We start from the raw sequence: 17,187 nt of genomic DNA, 5'->3' as shown, positions 1-17,187 counted from the left end.
CGCGCCCCCTCAGCGGGCGCGGCCGAGGGGGGGGTGTTGGGGGGGGCGCGCGCTCACCCCCCCCCCACGGATCGGACGAATATTGCCCGAGCGATCGGCATCTGGAACTACGCACCGGCATTCGGAACGATGAAGGTCGGGCGCTCGAAATCGGTGCTGCGACCGATTCAGGCCAGCTTACGAGAACGAAGTTCGTGACCCTTCGAGGTTTTACAACGCCCCGATTCCAGATCCCACTGCCACCCGTGCAAATTACACAGCAGCGTATTGCCCTCGACAACACCGAATCTCGAAAGATCGGCCTTGAGGTGTGGGCAGCGCCGCTGCACTTCCCAGCCGTCGAGTTCGGTGGACGCGGAATCGTCGTGCGCCTCGGCGAACCAGCCGTCGGCATAGGCGATGCGCTCGTCGGTCAGGCACTTGAAGAACGTGTAGAGGAATTCGTTGTACCCGCCGATGCGCCACGCCTGGAATCGAGTGGACAGGAAGATGGTGTTCACCCAGTCCGGCTCGTTGTCGCGCAACACCGTGCGCACCAATTCCGGGGCGATGCGGAAACCGTAGCGGTACTTGCCTTCGCCGTCGACCGGGCCGCGCACCTCGCGCTTGGGGAAGTCCAGCACCACGGTCTCATCGCCGATGACGAGCCCGACGGGGTAGCCGATGCCGTCGCAAATCAGGTCGCTCTGCGCCATGATCGGCTCGAACAGGGCCTTCAACGGCTCCAGCAGCGGCTCGCCGGTCGGGGGCGCCCAACTCGCCTTCTCCGCGGCCAGCACCGGCGCGAGACGCTGCGCCATCCGTTCGATGTATTCGGCCTTGTTGTCGTAGATCAGGCCCGGTTCGAACGGATGGGTCAGCTCCAGCTCGGAACCGCGCACATCGGCGACCGAGCCGGGGATCATCAACACCCCGCCGTCGTTGCCGTGAATGCGCATCTGTTCGAGGAACACCATCTGATCCGGGAAGATATTGCCTTCGTCGCCACGGTCGTCGTTGAGGTAGCGCAGCTCGTCGTCGAGGAACACCGGCGGCCCCGCCGACGGCACCACCCAGGTGGCGCCGACCTGCTCGATATAGCTGCGGCACCGGTCCATGCCGCGCTGCCGCTTCTGCTTGCCGAAGTTCGACTTGGTGCGGCTCGGGATGTCGTAGACCATCGGGTACCAGATGGCGCCCGAATACTGCAGCAGATGAATGTCGATCCGGCCGAATGCGTCGTGCAGCACATCCATGTCGACCGGCCGGGCGTCGTTCATGTTGAAACAGGTGGTCGCACCGTCGGAGACGACAATCCCGGAGTCACCGATCGGCCCGTCCGCCGGCGCGCGCAAGGCGATGATCATGATGTCCAGCTCGCCGCCCGGACCGGTGATCGTGTGCTTGACCGAGTCCTCGGTCTCGACGAACTTGGTGAAGCCGAGCAGCTCCAGTTCGCGCTTCAGATCCGGCACCGGGTAGTCCGGCAGCAGCACGGTCGCGTCCTTGTTGACATGCTCGGCCAAGGTCACGGCGTCGAAGTGGTCGCGATGCAGGTGCGAGACGTACAGGAAGTCGCAATTGCCCAGCTCGTCCCAGTCGAGCTGGGTGTTGTCGGGGAACGGGAACCACGAACCGAAATAAGCGGGGTTGACCCAGGGATCGCAAAGGATCGACCCGGCCGCGGTACGAATATGGAATCCGGCGTGTCCGACGCTGGTGATTTGCACGAGCTGTTCCTCCTAGCCGTTACCAGCCATCCAGAGTAATGGCTATGGTGAAACGTCCCCGATGCAGTAGCCCTTGGAGCCCTCGTGGCCATCGGTCAGGGTGAAAGTCCGCGTCTGGGTGACCCCGGCGGCGTTGGTGACGGGCACCTGTACCGCGATGTAGTCCGCGCGCAGTCGCTCCGATTGTATTTCTTGGTCGGCGAACTTGGTGGCGCCGGTCAGCTTGCCAGTGTTGCTCGCCAGCGGCGCGGCGATCGGCTTGCCGGTGCCGGTCGGGTCCCAGGTCGCCGGGCTCGCCTTGCACACGAGCGGGTAGGTGCCCTCCTTGTCGGAGGGGTCGAGCGGAGCGCCGACGGATCGGGCCAGATACCGGCGCACGGTGTGCCTGGCGTCGGCATCGTTCAGGCCGGTGTCGTCGCCCGCCGCGAGCACGCGCGGGCAGGCGTAGCCGGTGTCGACGGCGGCGCGGTCGATAGTGACTGTGGTCGTCCTGGTCTTCCAGGTGACGGCGTCCTCGGTCGCGACGCCGGGCTGGGCGAGAGCGTTGAGGATGGCCTGCTTGCCCTCGTACATATCGGACACATTCGCCGGGGACATGGTCCAGCACTTGGCCTGCAGTGCGGTGATCGTTTCGGTTTGCAGGTCGGCGGCCCAGCGCTGTACCGCGGGTGCGGCGGCAGGGAGGCCGGGCACCGCCGCGACCTGCGGGGCGTCCGCGGGAATCGGCGGGAGGGCCGAGGCGCTCGGTGTGGCCGGGGCGACGGTGGGCGATGTGGTGGTCTGCGCCGTGGCGCGGGCGGGCTCCTCATTGGGAATGCCGACGGCCGAGTCACAGCCCGCGAGCAGGACCGCTGCGGCGACGACGAGTCCGCCGACCAGGCCCCTGCCGATGCGTGGCGTTGACCGCAGGTCGTCGTGGCGATGGTGTGCTGCCCGATCGTGCGCGAGTTGCCTTGTCCGGTCGCGATAACGCGGGTCTTTCCGGTCGCGTTCACGCGTTATCGGTCGGGCGCGGTCCACTTCGAAGGTCCTCTTTCGTAGGTCTTGCTGTCGGGGCCTATCGTGCGAATCCCGTATCCGGTTCGGCGCTCGCGAGACGGCGCGCACGGCGGCGCTCTGCCGGATGGGACAGTCTGCGACTACGCTAGCGGAATTGTGGAACCCGTCTACCGGACGATCGTCGGCCTGGCCCGTACCGTCTTCTTCGTCGAAGGTCTGAAATTCACCGTCAAGGGTGAGGAGAATATCCCTGCCCGGGGTGGCGCCGTGATCGCGGTCAACCACACCGGATACATGGACTTCACCTACGCCGGTCTTCCAGTGCGCGCGCCCAAGCGCTACATCCGCTTCATGGCCAAGAAAGAGGTGTTCGACAACAGCATCTCCGGGCCGATCATGCGGGCGCTCAAGCACATTCCCGTGGACCGATCGGCAGGCGCCGACTCGTACCAGGCCGCGGTCGAGTACCTGCGCAAGGGCGAGCTGGTCGGCGTGTATCCCGAGGCGACCATCAGCCGCAGCTTCGAGATCAAGGACTTCAAGTCCGGCGCCGCGCGCATGGCGATCGAGTCGGATGTCCCGATCATCCCGATCGTCATCTGGGGTGCGCAGCGAGTGTGGACCAAGGGCTTCCCGAAGCGTCTCGGCCGCACCAACACTCCGATCTCCATCGCGGTCGGCGCACCGATTCAGCCCTACGAGCCCGCGGCGGGCCTCACCGCCCAGTTGCGTTCGGCCATGCAGGAAATGCTGCTCGATCTACAGCGCGATTACCCGCACGAGCCCGGCGCCTATTGGGTTCCGGCCCGCCTCGGCGGCAGCGCGCCGACCCTCGAGGAAGCCGACGCCATGGATGCCGCGGAAGCCGAGCAGAAGGCGGCGCGCCGGGCGGCGAAGGATTCCTTGTAGCACTGGCGAAGCCCTTTGCCGACGCCGAGTAGGCCGTGGCGTCTACTCGCTATCGCCCGGACGACGCTGGTAATCCTGGAATTCCCATTTGCCGATCCGGCTGATTTCCGTGGCCAATTCTTCCCAAGTTGGGCGTTCGAGATCCCGAAGGAAGTCATTGACGTATCGGCGAACCAGTGCGATATCCATACGGTCGAGGACCAGCGTGTATTCGTCCGGCTCGGGCGAGTCGCCGGCCTGCGCGTGTCCCTCAGGCGTGCAGACGATGACATCGAAGGACTCTTCTCCCGGTGCGTTCTCCGGGCCGATCATCAACTGCACCAACAGGGTATCGGCTGAGAGCTCGGTGCTGCTGTCGGTGAGATCGGCGTCCGGGCTGTAGATTCCTTTGAGTTCGGCTTTCATCACAGCTCCTCGATATCCAGGTGTGCGTTGCCTTCCCAGTGTCTGGTGGAGCCTGCCCAGTGCCCGGTGGTACTGGATCGCCACTCGTAGTTGGCTTGTACTCTCCGGCCGGACGGCTTCTGCTGAGGCGGACGATATTGCAGCAACCCATCCTTGCTGACCAACCGGTAGGTTTCGCCATACGGTAGTCGCCGCGCGTCGACACCAACCCAGGCCAGACCGGCAGCGTCCGCTTCGGCTCGGCTGGCGCGGCCGATGTCGAAGTTTCCCTTCTGCGCGCCAGCGCTACGCACGATCTCCACGACCTTCTGTCGATCGGGAAAACCCGGGTGCTTCCCCTCGGGCAATTGCGGCGCCGAAGCGCTCGCCCCGATATCCCGATCCGGCACGACTACGCCATTGCGGGCAGCTCCATTCTCGGCCGGCATGGTGTCCCGAATCCGCGTCGCTCCCGACGCATCGCCCTCCGGTAGCTCCCGCGCTGGTGCCCGCACCCCCGAATCGATCAGGTGTCCCGCCTCCGCGTGGACTTCCTGAATGTACTTCTGGAGTAACACGGACAAACGATTGGCTAACGCGGCGTACTGGGCTGCAACGTGTGACACCGATGGCCCCGGAGAGTTCGTGCTGTGCGATGGGTCGTGAAGTTGCCGGCCGCGGCCGCTGTCTGTGTGCGGAGGGGCCTCGACAGCGAGACGCCGAGGTCGCGGACCTTCATGGCAAGCTGCGCAGCGGACCGGCGGAATGCGGCGGCGGGACCCACATCCACACCACCAGCCTCGCTCATAAGCATGAGGGCATTGCTAGTCGAGGTAGGACTGCTGTCGACAAGGTCAGTTCTTGTGGACGTGACGCACGCTCAGCAGTAGCTGCTTTCGTTGCAGTTGCGCTACGCATTGGGCAGGGGGGCGTCGAGGCCAGGCCGGTGGAGATCCGGCGGCGGGTCATCGGGTCCATAGTGAACTCCTCTGAGAACGTGTTCGAGAACGTCGGTTCCGGTGTGTGACGCTCGAGATGCGAGTGAACTACTGGTGGTTGAGTGATTGTTGAGGTCAATGATCTGTCATGTGACAGTATCCTCGATCGCATCGTTCGCGTCCGGCCCGGCTGGAGGGGTGCCGAATGGTCACCGGGTGTCGGTGTGTTCGTCCTCGTCGATGACCGATGCCCAACGGGCGCAGCTGAAGGGTCTGTTGCCGCTACGGTCGACACTGCCGAAGGCGGCGAGACCGAAGAATGGCGCCGCCGATTCCCGACTGGACTGCATCCCATGATCCGGTCGCAGGTCGGGCACTATGCCTTTGAGCCGCAGGGCCTTTGAGCGCAGGCGCTTGTCCCCTGATCCGGCGTAGGCCGCATCAGCTCCTGAATCCCGACTGCGGAAGTGTGCGCCACGGAGCCCTGGTGCTGACGGCGTATGGCGCATGAACCTCTGACGACGGCCATGACGACTGAAGCGCTACGACCACGAACCCTGGACTCGACGTCGGAAATTGCGCCGGGGTTCACGCCGGTCTGGCCAGGCCTGAAATCGCCCGGCACGGTGCGGGTGCGGGAAGGTTCCCCCGGAAGAACCTGGTCGGCGGTACACCCATCAGAGCTTTGAAGTCCGCCGACATATGGGATTGATCGTAGTAACCGTTTTCGGCCGCGACCTGGGCCAATGACGTCAGTGGAACCTTGACCTCCGGCTGGTCGTAGTAGCCGGTGGTGGCCGGTTGGGCCGATGAGGTGTTGCCCGCGTTGGCGAGGATATGGCGGACTCGGCCGATGCGGGCGTAGTGCTTGGGAGAGACGCCGACACCGGTGGTGAAGAGGTTACGGAGTTGGCGTTCGCTCACTGCCAGGTCGGCGGCCAGTTCGTGGACCGGGGTGGGTGCGGCGGCGGACATGGCGGCGACGGCGGTGCGCAGCAGGGTCCGGTGGGCGCGCTGGGTCGGGTCTTCGGAGATGTGCTGGGGGAGGACGTCTTCCAGGAAGGGCAGTACCTCCTCAGGCGCGAGGTGTGTCAGCTCGTCGGCCAGATCGGCTGCGACACCGGGAAAGTCGGCGAGCCGGAACACCCGGTTAGCAAGGTCGGTGGCCGGTACGCCCAGCAGCTGACGGGTCGCTCCCGGTTCGAGGCGAAGGCGTACGCATCCGGCCGGCTTCTCGGCTCTGGAGTAGGTCGCCTTGGTTTGCGGGCCGACGACCATCGCCTCGCGATGGCCTGCCGCCTCGGCACGCAGCACAATGGTCGTCGCGGCCTGCGGAATATGCGTGAAGGGCAGCGAGACATCGGTGACGGTCGGGATGTGTCCGAGCTCGGTGATCCACGGCCGCAAGGATTCGGGCGCTGCCACCGTGGTCTCGATGAGCTCGTCGGTCAGCGTGTGCGCCGGATGCCTTGTGGTCACCCGATCAACTGTAGGCAGTCCGAGGCCGTCCAGGTGTGCCGAAATTTCCTATAGACCGCGGGGCGGCGGCGGCAGGCTGGCCATCATGATTCTTATTACCGGTGCCACCGGAACTATCGGCAGCGAAATCGTTCGTCAACTCGCGGCGCGCGGCGAGCAGGTCCGTGCCGTGACGCGCGACCCGCAACGAGCGCGGCTGCCTGTCGAAGTCGAGGTGGTGCGCGGCGACTACACCGATAGCGCGTCGATGGCCGCGGCCATGTCGGGCGCGACTGCCGTCTTCATCGTCGGTGTGCTCGGCCCGGACGACGCCGAGACCGATCGGGCATTGGTCGCCACCGCCAAGGCGGCCGACGTCCGCCGAATCGTAAAACTGTCCGCTATCGGCACCGGCGAGCCCGAACTCGGACGAGTCGGCACCTGGCACATCCCCGGTGAGAACGCCGCGCGCGACAGCGGCCTCGAGTGGACGATCCTGCGCCCCAGCTCTTTTGCCTCGAACACCCTGAGCTGGACCGATGCGATCCGCTCTGGCCAGCCCGTGCCCAACCTGACCGGTTCGGGCAGCCAAGGCGTCATCGACCCACGCGATGTGGCGGCAGTGGCCGTGGAGGCGCTGATCGCGCCCGGTCACTCGGGCCGCATCTACACCCTCACCGGCCCTGAACTACTCACCGGCCCGGACCAGGCCGCCGTGCTGGCGGCCGTCCTCGGCCACCCGGTGGAGTCGATCGACGTCCCCGAAGACACCGCTCGCGAACACATGCTTGCCGTGGGCCTGTCCGCGGAATTCGCCGATGGCGCCCTCGCCGGCCAGGCCTACGTCCGTGCAGGCGGCAACGCCGTTCTCACCGACGACGTCCATCAGGTCCTCGGTCGCGCGCCACGCACGTACGCCGAATGGGTCACCGACCACGCGACAGCGTTCAGTGCGGTGGTGGACCCGGTTGCTCAGGGATCTCGCTAGTCGAGGCAGCCCGCATCGCTGGTGAGGTAGTCGGCTTCGGCGCACGGGATCACGTCTGTCGGCCCGGAGCCGGCTGCCATGTCTGTCGGCCCGGAGCCGGCTGCCATGTCTGTCGGCCCGGAGCCGGCTGCCATGTCTGTCGGCCCGGAGCCGGCTGCGGTCCCAGCCGAGGCCGATCGCGGGTCGCCACGGCCCTGCACTGCTCGCGCCTGTGGAGCGATGGCGGTGCCGACTGGGCATCTCCTACCACCGGATTTCCGAAATCCGGTCTGCACCTACTACAGTTCAGCGTCGCACGACATGCTCGGCCGGATTCGGATCGCGCAGACGGTGCATGCGGATGTAGCGCAGTGGTAGCGCATCACCTTGCCAAGGTGAGGGTCGCGGGTTCAAATCCCGTCATCCGCTCTGACGGGCCGACCGCCGAGGTCATTCTCGTCGCGACGCGAAGGTTCACGGCGATCTCGGAGGCTGGGCGCACCCGGCAGCAGGTCGGGCAGATCGGGCATCGCGTCGGCGCCTGCGGCGAGGGGGGCGGTGATCGCCTCGTTCTGTATGTTCGCCAGCCGAGCCGCCTCCCGAGTCGCCTCGGTCACGGAGCGGCCGAGGGTTTCGCGGGTGCTGCGAAATGCCTGCTGCGCAAACCACACATCGGTGAGGACACCGGCTCCATCGACGGTGACGGTCACCAAACCGTCGGCCGAGCTCGCTGACGCCCGCACGGCGGCCAGCTGCTCGTAGGCCCGGGCCAGCTGCGCTTGCTGCTCGGTGAGCGTGTCCAGGATGCGTTCGACCTGGTTGCGTATCCCGGAGTTGGTCGAGCGCAATCCGTCGCGCTCCCATTGATCCATCGGTAGCCACTCTCCTCGAGTCTCACCCGGTTCGAGTTACTGAACCATGGCGTTCGGAGAATCGCTGTGTGAAATCGGCCATGTACACCGCCGGAGCGATGGAGGACGACGAAGGCTCGAGCACCCCGTCGTCGCCGATATAGAAGATCGCCCTGCCGATCGCGATCTCGCCTGATGCCACTGGTACATACACCATCCAGCCGACCTCGAATCGGTCAGCGACCAACTGGGACAAGGGATATCCATCGGTGTCGATCCCGCGTCCGGTGATGTAGTCGCGCACCCGAGCGATCGCCTCCGGCGCAGGCATCTGCTCGGGTACCGTCGACACCAGCCCGGCGAGCGAATATTGATGGAGCGCACCGTCGATGTCGAAGCGCCCGTCGTCACCGAACACAGTGATCAAAGTCTCGCGAGTTACCCCGCCGGCCGCGGCGGCCGACAGCAGTCCCGCTGTCGCATCGAGCACTTCCTCGCCCGTGCTGTCGACAAGTGCTGTGACGATCCCGATCACGGTGTCCTCGGTCCACACGCCGGGCACCGCCGTCGCGGACTCCTTCGCCGACGGCGATTCCCCGCGGTACCAATGTCCTCCGTCCCACCAGTAGCAGAACGAAAGCAACCCCGATGCCGCCCGCGGATCCAGCACGGAGTCGGCCACCCAATCCGGCGCACCCGCGTAGAGTTTCGGCATCGGCGCACCGCGGTTATACGTTGCGTCCAAGGTGGGTGCATTCCACACCCCACCCGACAGCACCGCCCGTCCGGCGGGCAGCGCGTACAACGTCGACCCGCCCCGCGCGGAACCCTCGAATATGCCCATCCACGGCAGCATCCGTGGACCCCAATCCGATTCGGTCGCGACGAACGCCGCCGCGATAGTCGCCCACCGCACCCACATCACCGGAAACGGCGGAAACTCGTTCTCCGCCAGCACGGCCCACACTTGCTCCAGCCGATCGGTGCGCGCTTGCGTCGCCGCCACTTGCGGGGTGCGCACCTGCCGGTCGCCGTGTCCGATATACGCGGCCAGCCACACCGGCACGCTGTCTCGCGGATATGCCTCCAGGTCAGCGCGATACGCTTCCGGAGCGAACAGCTGGCCCGCAGGAAACGGCTCCGCACCGTAGTCGTACTCGACCTCTAACTCCCCGGAACTGCTCAACATCACCAGCATCCGCCACCACGGTCCCGCACTGGACCGCGCTGAGGCGGCTCTCATCTCCCGGACAAGAGCGAGCGCCACCTCCGACGCATTCATCGGAACGGCTTGCTCACCCTCGGAATACACGACACCGGCGATCTCGCCTGCGACCGTGACCGCGAAAACCGCGTCCGCTCGTTGCCAGCCGACCGGTCCCTGTGCCGCAAGTTCGCGGGCAAGCGGGTGTTCAGCGGTCAGCCCGCCCATCTTGTCTGTCATGGTCTGCTCCTTGCGGCGCCGCATCGGCTTGTCTCGGCCGGGACGGTCGGCTCGAATTCTCTCTTGGCTCGCGACGCCGCCCAGCGCTCCCAGGCCCTTCGTTCGTCGCTGTCGATCCAGGCGCGGCCGCGCAGCTCGGTCTCCAGTGCGCCTGCCCGTCGTCGGGGGACAACCGCCGGGTCCTCGGCCGGACCGGGTTCGAAAAGCTGTACATGCCGCACGGTGTTATCCGGTCCGACCTGCAGGGAAAAGTCACTCACTGTCGAAAGCCTCCGGATGCGCCCGCTTCACCGTCTCTTGTTCGGCCGGGCTCAGGTATCGCCACCAATGCTGGATCTCCAACAAAATGCTCCGGCGATAGGCGTCGTCTCGGGTAAGCGGTGCGGCCTTGCTCCAGGCTTGTGCCGCCAGTAGGCGGACGGCCTCCGAAGGCAGTTTCAGCACGTAGGGTCGACCGGGATGCGGTGCGACATTCGCACCACTGAAGGCCAGGTCAACGAATCGTGAGGCGGCCTCGACGAACTGTGTGAGCTCGGGGACCGAGTTCGCCTGCGCGGCAAGTCGTCGAACACCGAACAGGAGATCGTCGGTCGGCATGATAACCCCCCGGAGGGGCGCCTTCGATAGCTCGAGCAGTGAGGCCAACGCCGCGTCCAGGCGTTTGCTCCTCTCGTACAATTGCCCGAACTCTTCAGGAAAGGTCATCAGCGCTATCGCTTCCGCCATCTCGGCAGACCACTTCGCTGACAGCCCGATCAACGGCAACACGTGCAGCATGCGTCGGTCCTGGCCTGCGACTGAGCGTAATTGCCGCTCATCAACCTGGCTAACCGCATTCTGGAGGCGAACGATTCCGTTGAGCATTGTCTCCGGCCTGGCGATGAGTAGTCCCGGTTCCACCCCGATCAGTGCGGCCACCTTTGCAGCCGCCACGAGGAGTTCCGTGGTCGTTGCTGTCGGATCGTGCTGGGAACTGATTGCAGCAGAGGATATTTCGTTATTGTGCTCGCCGTCGCGGGCCGGTACCTGTGGCTGCGATTGCGGATCGACATTCGTATCCGGTGTCGGCTGTTGACCTTTCGACCCGACACCCGGTCCACCATCAGGCGTATTCATGAAGGCTAGCGGGCCCTCGACCTGCACCGTCTTCTTCGTGAATGGCCTACCGATTTGCGTCACGGCATCACCATGGGACGTGCGCCCCGGGGGGACATCCATAATGTCGTCCCGCGTAGGAAAATACGCCTTTGCGGGGGACGCCGTCTTGGCACGTTTCGGAGTGGGATGCTGGGCGGGGTCGATCGGTGCTGCTTGCTCCGCCTGCTCCATGTCAGTGATCACCCTGTTGACAGCTCGATACATCGCGAATTTGTCACGGCCGCCTTCACTGGGGAATTCAGCCTCAGTGATCATGTCGAAGCCGCCGGCTCGTTCGCCCTGCACGGCCTCGTACACAGTGTGGTGTTCCGGGGCCACGTACGCGAACAGCGCGAGGGCGTATGGGAGCCACAGCTCCCGGGGAAGTCCCAGCCATATGAAGTGGGCCATCACCCGTAGATTGGTGCCTGAAACCCCCGCTCCCACTGGGATTCCGCGCTCGACCATGTCGCGGTACCACTCGCTGTTCTTGTCGAATTCCCAAACCGCCACGCCTTGGCGCGTGGTCAGTGCTACAACGTATCGCGCGGGATCGACACTCGCCGCCGTATCGGGATCGATAGCACCTTCATCGTGGTGGACAACTATTCGCTCGACAACGGCCTTTCCTGCTTCGAGCACGAGGTCACCGCGTGCGTTATAGCGATACTGCGGCAGGACGTAAACCACTGTGCTGTCGTCGGCCCGAAGCGTTGCCTCCAATGCGGGGGCGTCGACCAGTCCGCCCGGTTCTCGGGGCAGTGGAAACTCGGGATCGAGCAATTCTTTGCGCAAAAGGCGTAGCTCGTCCTCGAAAACCTTCCTTTCATTGTCCGACAACGGCTTGAACATCTCGTATTCCTGCAAAGTGAGGGCTCTGCGCCGTGCCATATTGTCGTCGGTACCGTCGGCCGAGCGACGCACGCGCGCGGCCTCGCTGCGGCGGAATTCGGCGGCAAGCGGACCCTCATCTACCAGATAGCGGGCAAGTCGGAGATCTCCTGCCTCGATATCCGGTACCGGCTGGCCTGCCAGCTCCGCCTCCGCGGCGACTCGCGCTTTTACCGCGCTCAGTGCGGCGACATCGAGCCCCAGGCTTTCTGCGATGTCCACCCAGTCTGTCTGGTTCAGCAGTTTTGCCAAACCTTGGTCCAGCGTTGTCGACACGGAGGGGTTTGTCGCCGAGCTCTGGTACATGGCGTTGATTCCTGCCAACACCAGCTCACGTAGATTGCCGTCGCGTCGCAGACTGTCCAGCGATACCGAACGGGGTACCCGGCCCGACTCGGTCTTATCGTTTACTGCGTAGAAAGCGTCTTGGATCTCCTCGATGGTCGCGTCGGGATGCAAGATGTACAACAGCGCCTCTATCCGGTCCAGCACCGCGATGGCCGCTGCTCGGGCCGATTTCAAGTTGTAGGCCCGCACGCCGAGCGCGAGCTCGATCCTCATCCGCAGCTCCCGCCAGGCCAACTCCTCATCCGGTATCGGTTGGTCGAGGTCGGCCGCAGCGCTCGCGGCGCGCTCGCGTTCGCGTTTGGCAGCAAGGAACTCGGCGAGATCGGCAGGGGTGAATACGGGCGGTCGGGATGGTGCCGCGGATGCCGGAGCTGGTGCCGCGGATGCCGAGGCCGGTGCCGCAGTGCTCTCGGATGGTGCAGGTTCCGGTGCCGTTGCGGAGTTTTCGGCGACCGCCGGCGCGGGCCCGGCCGGCTTTTCCTGCCGAGGTTCGACGGCCCCGGTGTCGGAGTCGCCGCCCATGGTCACCTTCGTCCATGGGACCGGACGGCGGTGTTTTACAGGCGGCGAGTCCTGCTCAACGCGTCGCCGGCTCGGGGGTGACTCGATGTGCGGGATGCCGTTCGATTTAGGGTTGTAGTCGGGATCGTCGGGGTCGAGGGTGGGACGGATCTTCGGATCGGTTGGCGCGCCGAAGTCTTCCTTCGGGCGCGTTTCGTCAGGAGTCGGACTGAATGCTGGGACGGCCGGCAAGCGGGGCAGCGGCGGTTCGGGTGAGTGCGCCGGAGCGGTGAATTCGGGTGGTGGTTTCCCGGTCCATGGCGAGACGGGGCTATGCGGGCCTACGTGCTCGGCGGGGGCCGGGAATCGTGGGGCAATCGGCGTGTCCGTCAGCGGCGTCGGGGACAGGGCGGGCAGGCGCGGTATGGCGGTGCCGCTAGCGGGGCGGTCCATTTCAGGGGCGTGTGGAAGGCCCGGTGTCGGTATGTCCGATTTCGGAATCGGGACGTCTTCCGGACTTTCCGAGGGAAGATCCGGAAATTCGCGATCGTTCGGGTCGGGTACGTAGGAGGGCCGGATATCCGGGATAGTCGTCGATGTTTCGGGGAACTCGTCGGGTACTTCGGGATATTCGTCGTCGGAACCTTGGCGGGCCACCATGGCGCCCAGAGTGTTCGATGGGCGGGGTGTCGGGTCGGTGATTCCGGGAGGTACCTGCACCGTCGTCAGCGGTCGTACGTCGGAATTTGCACCGGGCATGATCGATTGTGCGGCACTGTGATTCGAGACTTCGGTAGAGAATTGCGCAGCTGTCGGAGCTGCTTTCGGCGTGTCTACCCGTGTGGCGGGTTGCGGTGCGGCCTGCGGCTCAGGGTTGGAGACCGGTCTGTTCGGGTTCGCTTGTGGTCCAGGAATTGTTGCGTTGGACGGGTGATCGTCGGGTGTCGATAGTGCTTGGTCGGGAATAGGTTTCGGTGGTGCCGATGTGTGGTCGGAGGCCGCTTTCGGGGGCGCAGCCGGTGCAGCAGGGACGTGCGTTTCCGGGGTCGGGCGCGGCGGTACCGGCGACGGGGTACTCGGAGCGGTTCTCGGCGTTGCGGTGTGTGCGGCAGGATTGCTCGTCTCGACGACAGGGGGTTGCGATGGCGCGTCGGGAGCGGCTGGCTGTGGATGAGATTGAGGTGCCGGGTCCTCGCCCTGTGGCCGAGAGGGCGAGGTCGGTGGGGGTGCCTGCTCTGAAACCAGGTCCGGCGTGGGTGCGCCTGTGTTGGTCGCGTCGAGCGGCGAAGGCGGCTCGGGTGCGGCCTCCGATATTCCCTCGCCGAGGATCTGGGACAGCGCATCATCGAATGCGGATTTGGACTGGAGGAACTCGAACTCCACGCGTACCGGGTCGTTGTGATCCGTCGTAGCCGCCGGTCGCTCGAGAACATCGGCTCCGCCGGTCGGTCGGTGCCCGATCTCATCGCGTGGACCGAGCCCTCTCGGTGCTTGTCCGGGCGCGAGCGGCACTACCGCCTTGTTGTCGGCACCGAAGCCGACAGCGTGCCAGCTCTCCACCAGCGGCGTGAGTTCGGCGAGGAATTGCCCGACAGCGTCTTTCACCTCTCGCGTGCGCATCTCGCTGACCCGTTGCCCCTGCGCGTCGACTTTCCATTCCTCGACCCGGTCGCCGGACATGCGGCGGACCATGTTGCCGACCTGCTCGTGCACCTCGACCCGCCCATGCGCGTTCTTGCCCAGCCCGAAGGCGTGCGCACCGGCATCTTTGAACTGCACACCCACAAGAAACGTCCCTTTGATGCGTTGAGCGTGTTCGACCAACGCCCTTGGTGATGCATAGGTCAGCCATTCCCCGCCCAATCCTCTCGCGACCTGGTCACTGCTGACCCCCTTTGCGCCAGCAGGCCGATCGCCGATCACCGACAGATCGATGGCGTCGTTCTTGGTTTGGGCTTTCACATATGACGCGGCTTCAGGAGCACAGTTCCGCATGCCGTCGCCCACTAGGTGCGCGGGTACGAACTCGCTGCCGCCATCGAGCGCGGGCGGCGACTCTCCGTGCGTACCGTCGGGTGGAGTCCCGGTGGCGTCCTGTCCGCTCTGAGGCGGCGAATCATCCAGCAAGCTGGTCGATTCGGCGACTGGAGTTTCTTCGCTGACCGGTGCAGGGACCTCTTCGGCGGTTGCTACACCGCCGGCTTCCTCGGGACCGGCCACCACCTTTCCTTCGTCGGCGCGCACGCCCGGCTCTGTCGTGTGCGTCGGCACGGGCGGAGCATCTCGTTGACTCGCAGGGGCCTCCACAAGCATGTCGGGGCCGGTACGTGCGATGCCAGGCTCGACGGCCAAGGTGGGCGCGGTCGGACCGCTCTGTCTGATCACGACGCGCTCGGGCGCAAATACTGTGCCGGCAGCGTTGCCGCCGCGCGCCGTCACCACCGCGGGATGGATGGGGCCGTGCCCGAGCGGCGAGCGCGGTGTCCCCGGCGGAGGGTGCTGCGTAGGAGGTGTCGGAATCGGGTCTCGCGCCGAACCCGGCTGCTGGCCAGTGCCTTTCGATGGCGGCGTCGAGCCTGCTTCTGGATTGTTCGGTCGGAGCTGCCCCATGGCTTCGGCATGGGCCATCCGTTGGAGTTCGTCGGCGGTGGGGGTTCGCAAGTTGTCGAGATCGAGCTTCGGCTTGCCGTCGTCGCCGCTGCGGCTGTTGAGGAATTCGGCAGCCCTATCGCGCGCCGATCCCGGCTCCATCGTTGTGAGATCGAGGTCGCGGGCGACGTTGTCGGACAGCTCCCGCCCCAACGCCACCATCTCCGGAGTGGTGAGGTTGTCCGGTCGAGCCAGGTGACCATCCACAGATCCGGTCCGTGGTTGCTCCGCACGGAGCGGGATGGGTTCGGCGCGCGATACGAGGTTCACCAGCGCTGGGCCGCGACCATTCCGTGCGACCGATGCACCGGAGTACGCACCGGCCCGCATGCCTCGGACGGCCGCACCGACACCACCGAGCAGGCCGCCGCCGACTCCCATCAGGATCATGTCGGCCAGGTTCCTGCCCTCGATTCTCCCGAGGGTCAGGCGTTCCGCGGTCAGCCCACCTATCAATCCACCGAATCCACCCGCAAAGACGGCGGCTGTGAGCACCGACCCGAGAAGCCAAGCCTTTTGCCCTGTCTGCGATACCGCGTTCGCCCCGAGGCGGCGCACCGCGGGCGCGACGTAGGCACCGACCAATGCACCCGCCGCGCCGCCGGTGAAGCCCGCCGCGCCCGCTACCCCGACCGCCTTCCAGTCCACGGCCTTTCGGTCCCCATGCATGACCTGGATACCTTCCGCGACAGCGCGGACCCCAGCCATGCTCACCCCGCCGATAACCGCGCCACGAATGACGATGGCCAGGAGTGGCCGTTGCGCCGCGAACCTCGCCATCAACAGTCGCAGTTGGACGAGCAGCTCCCGCCAGGCGATCTTCATCGCCGTCTCGCCTGCGACGCGATCGGTGGCTGCCTTCGCGAGACCCGGAGGGCCCATCAGCAAATCAATCGCGAGCTGCGCAGCGAGTACCATGGCGATGCCGCGCACCATGTAGATCTCGAGCTCGAGTGCTGTGGCGCCCTCGTACAACTGCTTCGCCATGCTGTTGCTGTGGTCGATCAGTCTCTGTGTGTCGTCGATGAGCTCTGGGAACCGCGTCCGCACCGCGTCCGCGGTGACACCGTCGGAGGCCGCCGCCAATGCGCGGTCTTGCGATTTCAGGAGTTCAGTCAGGACCTTCGCAAGCCCAGTGGCAGAGTCCGACCAGCCGTCTGCGGCCCGCCGCATGCCTTCGACCTTCGCTTCCGGCATGTGCCCGAACACCATGTCTTGCAAACCCGGCGGGATTCCGGGTAGTAATGGCGCTGTCACGTGGTGCCCAAGAGCCCTCGCGCGTTCTCGACAACCAGGTGGTGCAGGACTTTCGCGGGCCCGCATGCGCCGTCATCGCACAACTCGACCTCGGTGAACGCCTCGGCCAAGGCCGCGGCGGCTTGAAACTGATTGCGGGAGAAACAGCGGCCGCTCAGTTGCCCGCGCCATTTCCGGTAGCCGGCAACGATCTGCGCGAGCGTGTCGGTTCGGTCCCATGGCCCGCTGATGCGCCGATATTCGGTGATCAACGACATCTGCGCCCGCTGCCGCGCGGCGGGACCCGCGGCCGCCGCCATTATTCGGCCGAGGTCGTTGACGATGACCGAATACATCGGCCGTTCCTCGGCTCCTGGTACCGATGCGCCTGATCGGGTTGCGGCAGAGACTATTTCGGCAATCCGAGTCGGGCTGGCCACCACCGCCCTATCGAGAAGAATCCAGCCTGCTGTCCGGTCCCATTTCACACACGACACAGCGTCGCCGCCGAGTTCGGTGATCTCGATCCCACCGAGAGCCAGGAACGGGTACTTCCCGAGGATGTCGTCGATGGCCGCCGCGATCTCGTGCACCGTGCTTTCCGCAATGCCGGCGGTCTCGAAACCGACGATCCGCAGGCCGTGCCGTGCGGCAAGCGCGCGGGCCGCCTCCATGGCGGCCTCGTCGGTCTGGACCTGCTGCGCTCGGGCAGGAACCGGCCGGGGCCGACGAGCTTTCGCGGCTCTACGCGACATTGTCCGTTTCC

At 65.6% G+C, this 17,187-nt stretch carries 13 protein-coding genes and 1 tRNA gene; 4 read left to right on the top strand and 10 right to left on the bottom strand.

Features of this window, described 5'->3' with window-relative positions; all coding sequences use genetic code 11:
* Positions 1 to 167: 167 nt before the first annotated feature.
* Together ACFU4Z_RS12885 and ACFU4Z_RS12880 are read right to left on the bottom strand one after the other, a co-directional pair.
* Positions 168 to 1,709 carry a Rieske 2Fe-2S domain-containing protein gene (locus ACFU4Z_RS12885; protein ID WP_379062254.1) on the bottom strand — a complete coding sequence of 514 codons (1,542 nt, stop codon included), beginning with the start codon at positions 1,707 to 1,709 and terminating at the stop codon, positions 168 to 170.
* 42 nt (positions 1,710 to 1,751) lie between these two features.
* Entirely contained in the window at positions 1,752 to 2,729 is a 978-nt protein-coding gene (locus tag ACFU4Z_RS12880; RefSeq protein WP_379062252.1) for a hypothetical protein, read from the bottom strand.
* 135 nt (positions 2,730 to 2,864) lie between these two features.
* On the opposite strand from ACFU4Z_RS12880, the gene ACFU4Z_RS12875 reads away from it, so the two are divergent.
* Positions 2,865 to 3,617, top strand: coding sequence for a lysophospholipid acyltransferase family protein (locus ACFU4Z_RS12875; protein ID WP_379062250.1), 753 nt, complete (start codon positions 2,865 to 2,867; stop codon positions 3,615 to 3,617).
* A 42-nt stretch (positions 3,618 to 3,659) separates the two neighbouring features.
* On the opposite strand, the gene ACFU4Z_RS12870 is transcribed toward ACFU4Z_RS12875, so the two are convergent.
* From ACFU4Z_RS12870 to ACFU4Z_RS12860, 3 genes are all read right to left on the bottom strand, one after another.
* Positions 3,660 to 4,022, bottom strand: a complete 363-nt coding sequence (locus ACFU4Z_RS12870) for an Imm8 family immunity protein (protein WP_379062248.1) — start codon at positions 4,020 to 4,022, stop codon at positions 3,660 to 3,662.
* On the bottom strand, positions 4,022 to 4,579 hold the full coding sequence (locus tag ACFU4Z_RS12865; protein WP_379062246.1) for a hypothetical protein: 558 nt from the start codon (positions 4,577 to 4,579) through the stop codon (positions 4,022 to 4,024). Before ACFU4Z_RS12865 ends, ACFU4Z_RS12870 begins: the two co-directional genes overlap by 1 nt.
* 948 nt (positions 4,580 to 5,527) lie before the next feature.
* On the bottom strand, positions 5,528 to 6,418 hold the full coding sequence (locus tag ACFU4Z_RS12860) for a hypothetical protein (RefSeq protein WP_379062244.1): 891 nt from the start codon (positions 6,416 to 6,418) through the stop codon (positions 5,528 to 5,530).
* An 85-nt stretch (positions 6,419 to 6,503) separates the two neighbouring features.
* On the opposite strand from ACFU4Z_RS12860, the gene ACFU4Z_RS12855 reads away from it, so the two are divergent.
* A complete protein-coding gene (locus ACFU4Z_RS12855) occupies positions 6,504 to 7,385 on the top strand; it encodes an NAD(P)H-binding protein (protein ID WP_379062242.1) in 882 nt (293 codons plus the stop codon).
* A gap of 336 nt (positions 7,386 to 7,721) precedes the next feature.
* Positions 7,722 to 7,793: transfer RNA gene (locus ACFU4Z_RS12850), tRNA-Gly, on the top strand.
* On the opposite strand, the gene ACFU4Z_RS12845 is transcribed toward ACFU4Z_RS12850, so the two are convergent.
* Genes ACFU4Z_RS12845 through ACFU4Z_RS12830 form a run of 4 tightly spaced genes read right to left on the bottom strand, consistent with a single transcriptional unit; the run spans position 7,775 to position 12,788 of the window.
* Entirely contained in the window at positions 7,775 to 8,236 is a 462-nt protein-coding gene (locus ACFU4Z_RS12845; protein WP_379062240.1) for a YbaB/EbfC family nucleoid-associated protein, read from the bottom strand. The genes ACFU4Z_RS12850 and ACFU4Z_RS12845 overlap by 19 nt on opposite strands.
* A 22-nt stretch (positions 8,237 to 8,258) precedes the next feature.
* Positions 8,259 to 9,659: a hypothetical protein gene (locus tag ACFU4Z_RS12840; protein ID WP_379062238.1), complete on the bottom strand. Its 1,401-nt coding sequence runs from the start codon at positions 9,657 to 9,659 to the stop codon at positions 8,259 to 8,261.
* Positions 9,656 to 9,919 carry a hypothetical protein gene (locus tag ACFU4Z_RS12835; protein ID WP_379062235.1) on the bottom strand — a complete coding sequence of 88 codons (264 nt, stop codon included), beginning with the start codon at positions 9,917 to 9,919 and terminating at the stop codon, positions 9,656 to 9,658. The genes ACFU4Z_RS12840 and ACFU4Z_RS12835 overlap by 4 nt, the downstream gene beginning before the upstream one ends.
* Complete coding sequence (locus ACFU4Z_RS12830; RefSeq protein ID WP_379062232.1) at positions 9,912 to 12,788, bottom strand: hypothetical protein; 2,877 nt, start codon at positions 12,786 to 12,788, stop codon at positions 9,912 to 9,914. Before ACFU4Z_RS12830 ends, ACFU4Z_RS12835 begins: the two co-directional genes overlap by 8 nt.
* A gap of 1,200 nt (positions 12,789 to 13,988) precedes the next feature.
* Between ACFU4Z_RS12830 and ACFU4Z_RS12825 the strand changes: the two genes are divergently transcribed.
* A complete protein-coding gene (locus ACFU4Z_RS12825) occupies positions 13,989 to 14,372 on the top strand; it encodes a hypothetical protein (RefSeq protein WP_379062229.1) in 384 nt (127 codons plus the stop codon).
* Positions 14,373 to 16,438: 2,066 nt separating this feature from the next.
* Here the strand turns inward: ACFU4Z_RS12825 and ACFU4Z_RS12820 are convergent.
* Complete coding sequence (locus ACFU4Z_RS12820; RefSeq protein WP_379062226.1) at positions 16,439 to 17,176, bottom strand: hypothetical protein; 738 nt, start codon at positions 17,174 to 17,176, stop codon at positions 16,439 to 16,441.
* Between the last annotated feature and the right edge of the window lie 11 nt (positions 17,177 to 17,187).

This window comes from Nocardia sp. NPDC057440 (assembly GCF_042802915.1).
Lineage (GTDB): Bacteria > Actinomycetota > Actinomycetes > Mycobacteriales > Mycobacteriaceae > Nocardia.
This window is presented reverse-complemented; position numbering and strand designations above follow the sequence as displayed.

Excerpts from the sequence above, each read along its gene's own strand:
- ACFU4Z_RS12870 (WP_379062248.1), bottom strand. The coding sequence starts at position 4,022 with ATGAAAGCCGAACTCAAAGGAATCTACAGCCCGGACGCCGATCTCACC.
- ACFU4Z_RS12855 (WP_379062242.1), top strand. The coding sequence starts at position 6,504 with ATGATTCTTATTACCGGTGCCACCGGAACTATCGGCAGCGAAATCGTT.
- ACFU4Z_RS12845 (WP_379062240.1), bottom strand. The coding sequence starts at position 8,236 with ATGGATCAATGGGAGCGCGACGGATTGCGCTCGACCAACTCCGGGATA.
- ACFU4Z_RS12840 (WP_379062238.1), bottom strand. The coding sequence starts at position 9,659 with ATGACAGACAAGATGGGCGGGCTGACCGCTGAACACCCGCTTGCCCGC.
- ACFU4Z_RS12820 (WP_379062226.1), bottom strand. The coding sequence starts at position 17,176 with ATGTCGCGTAGAGCCGCGAAAGCTCGTCGGCCCCGGCCGGTTCCTGCC.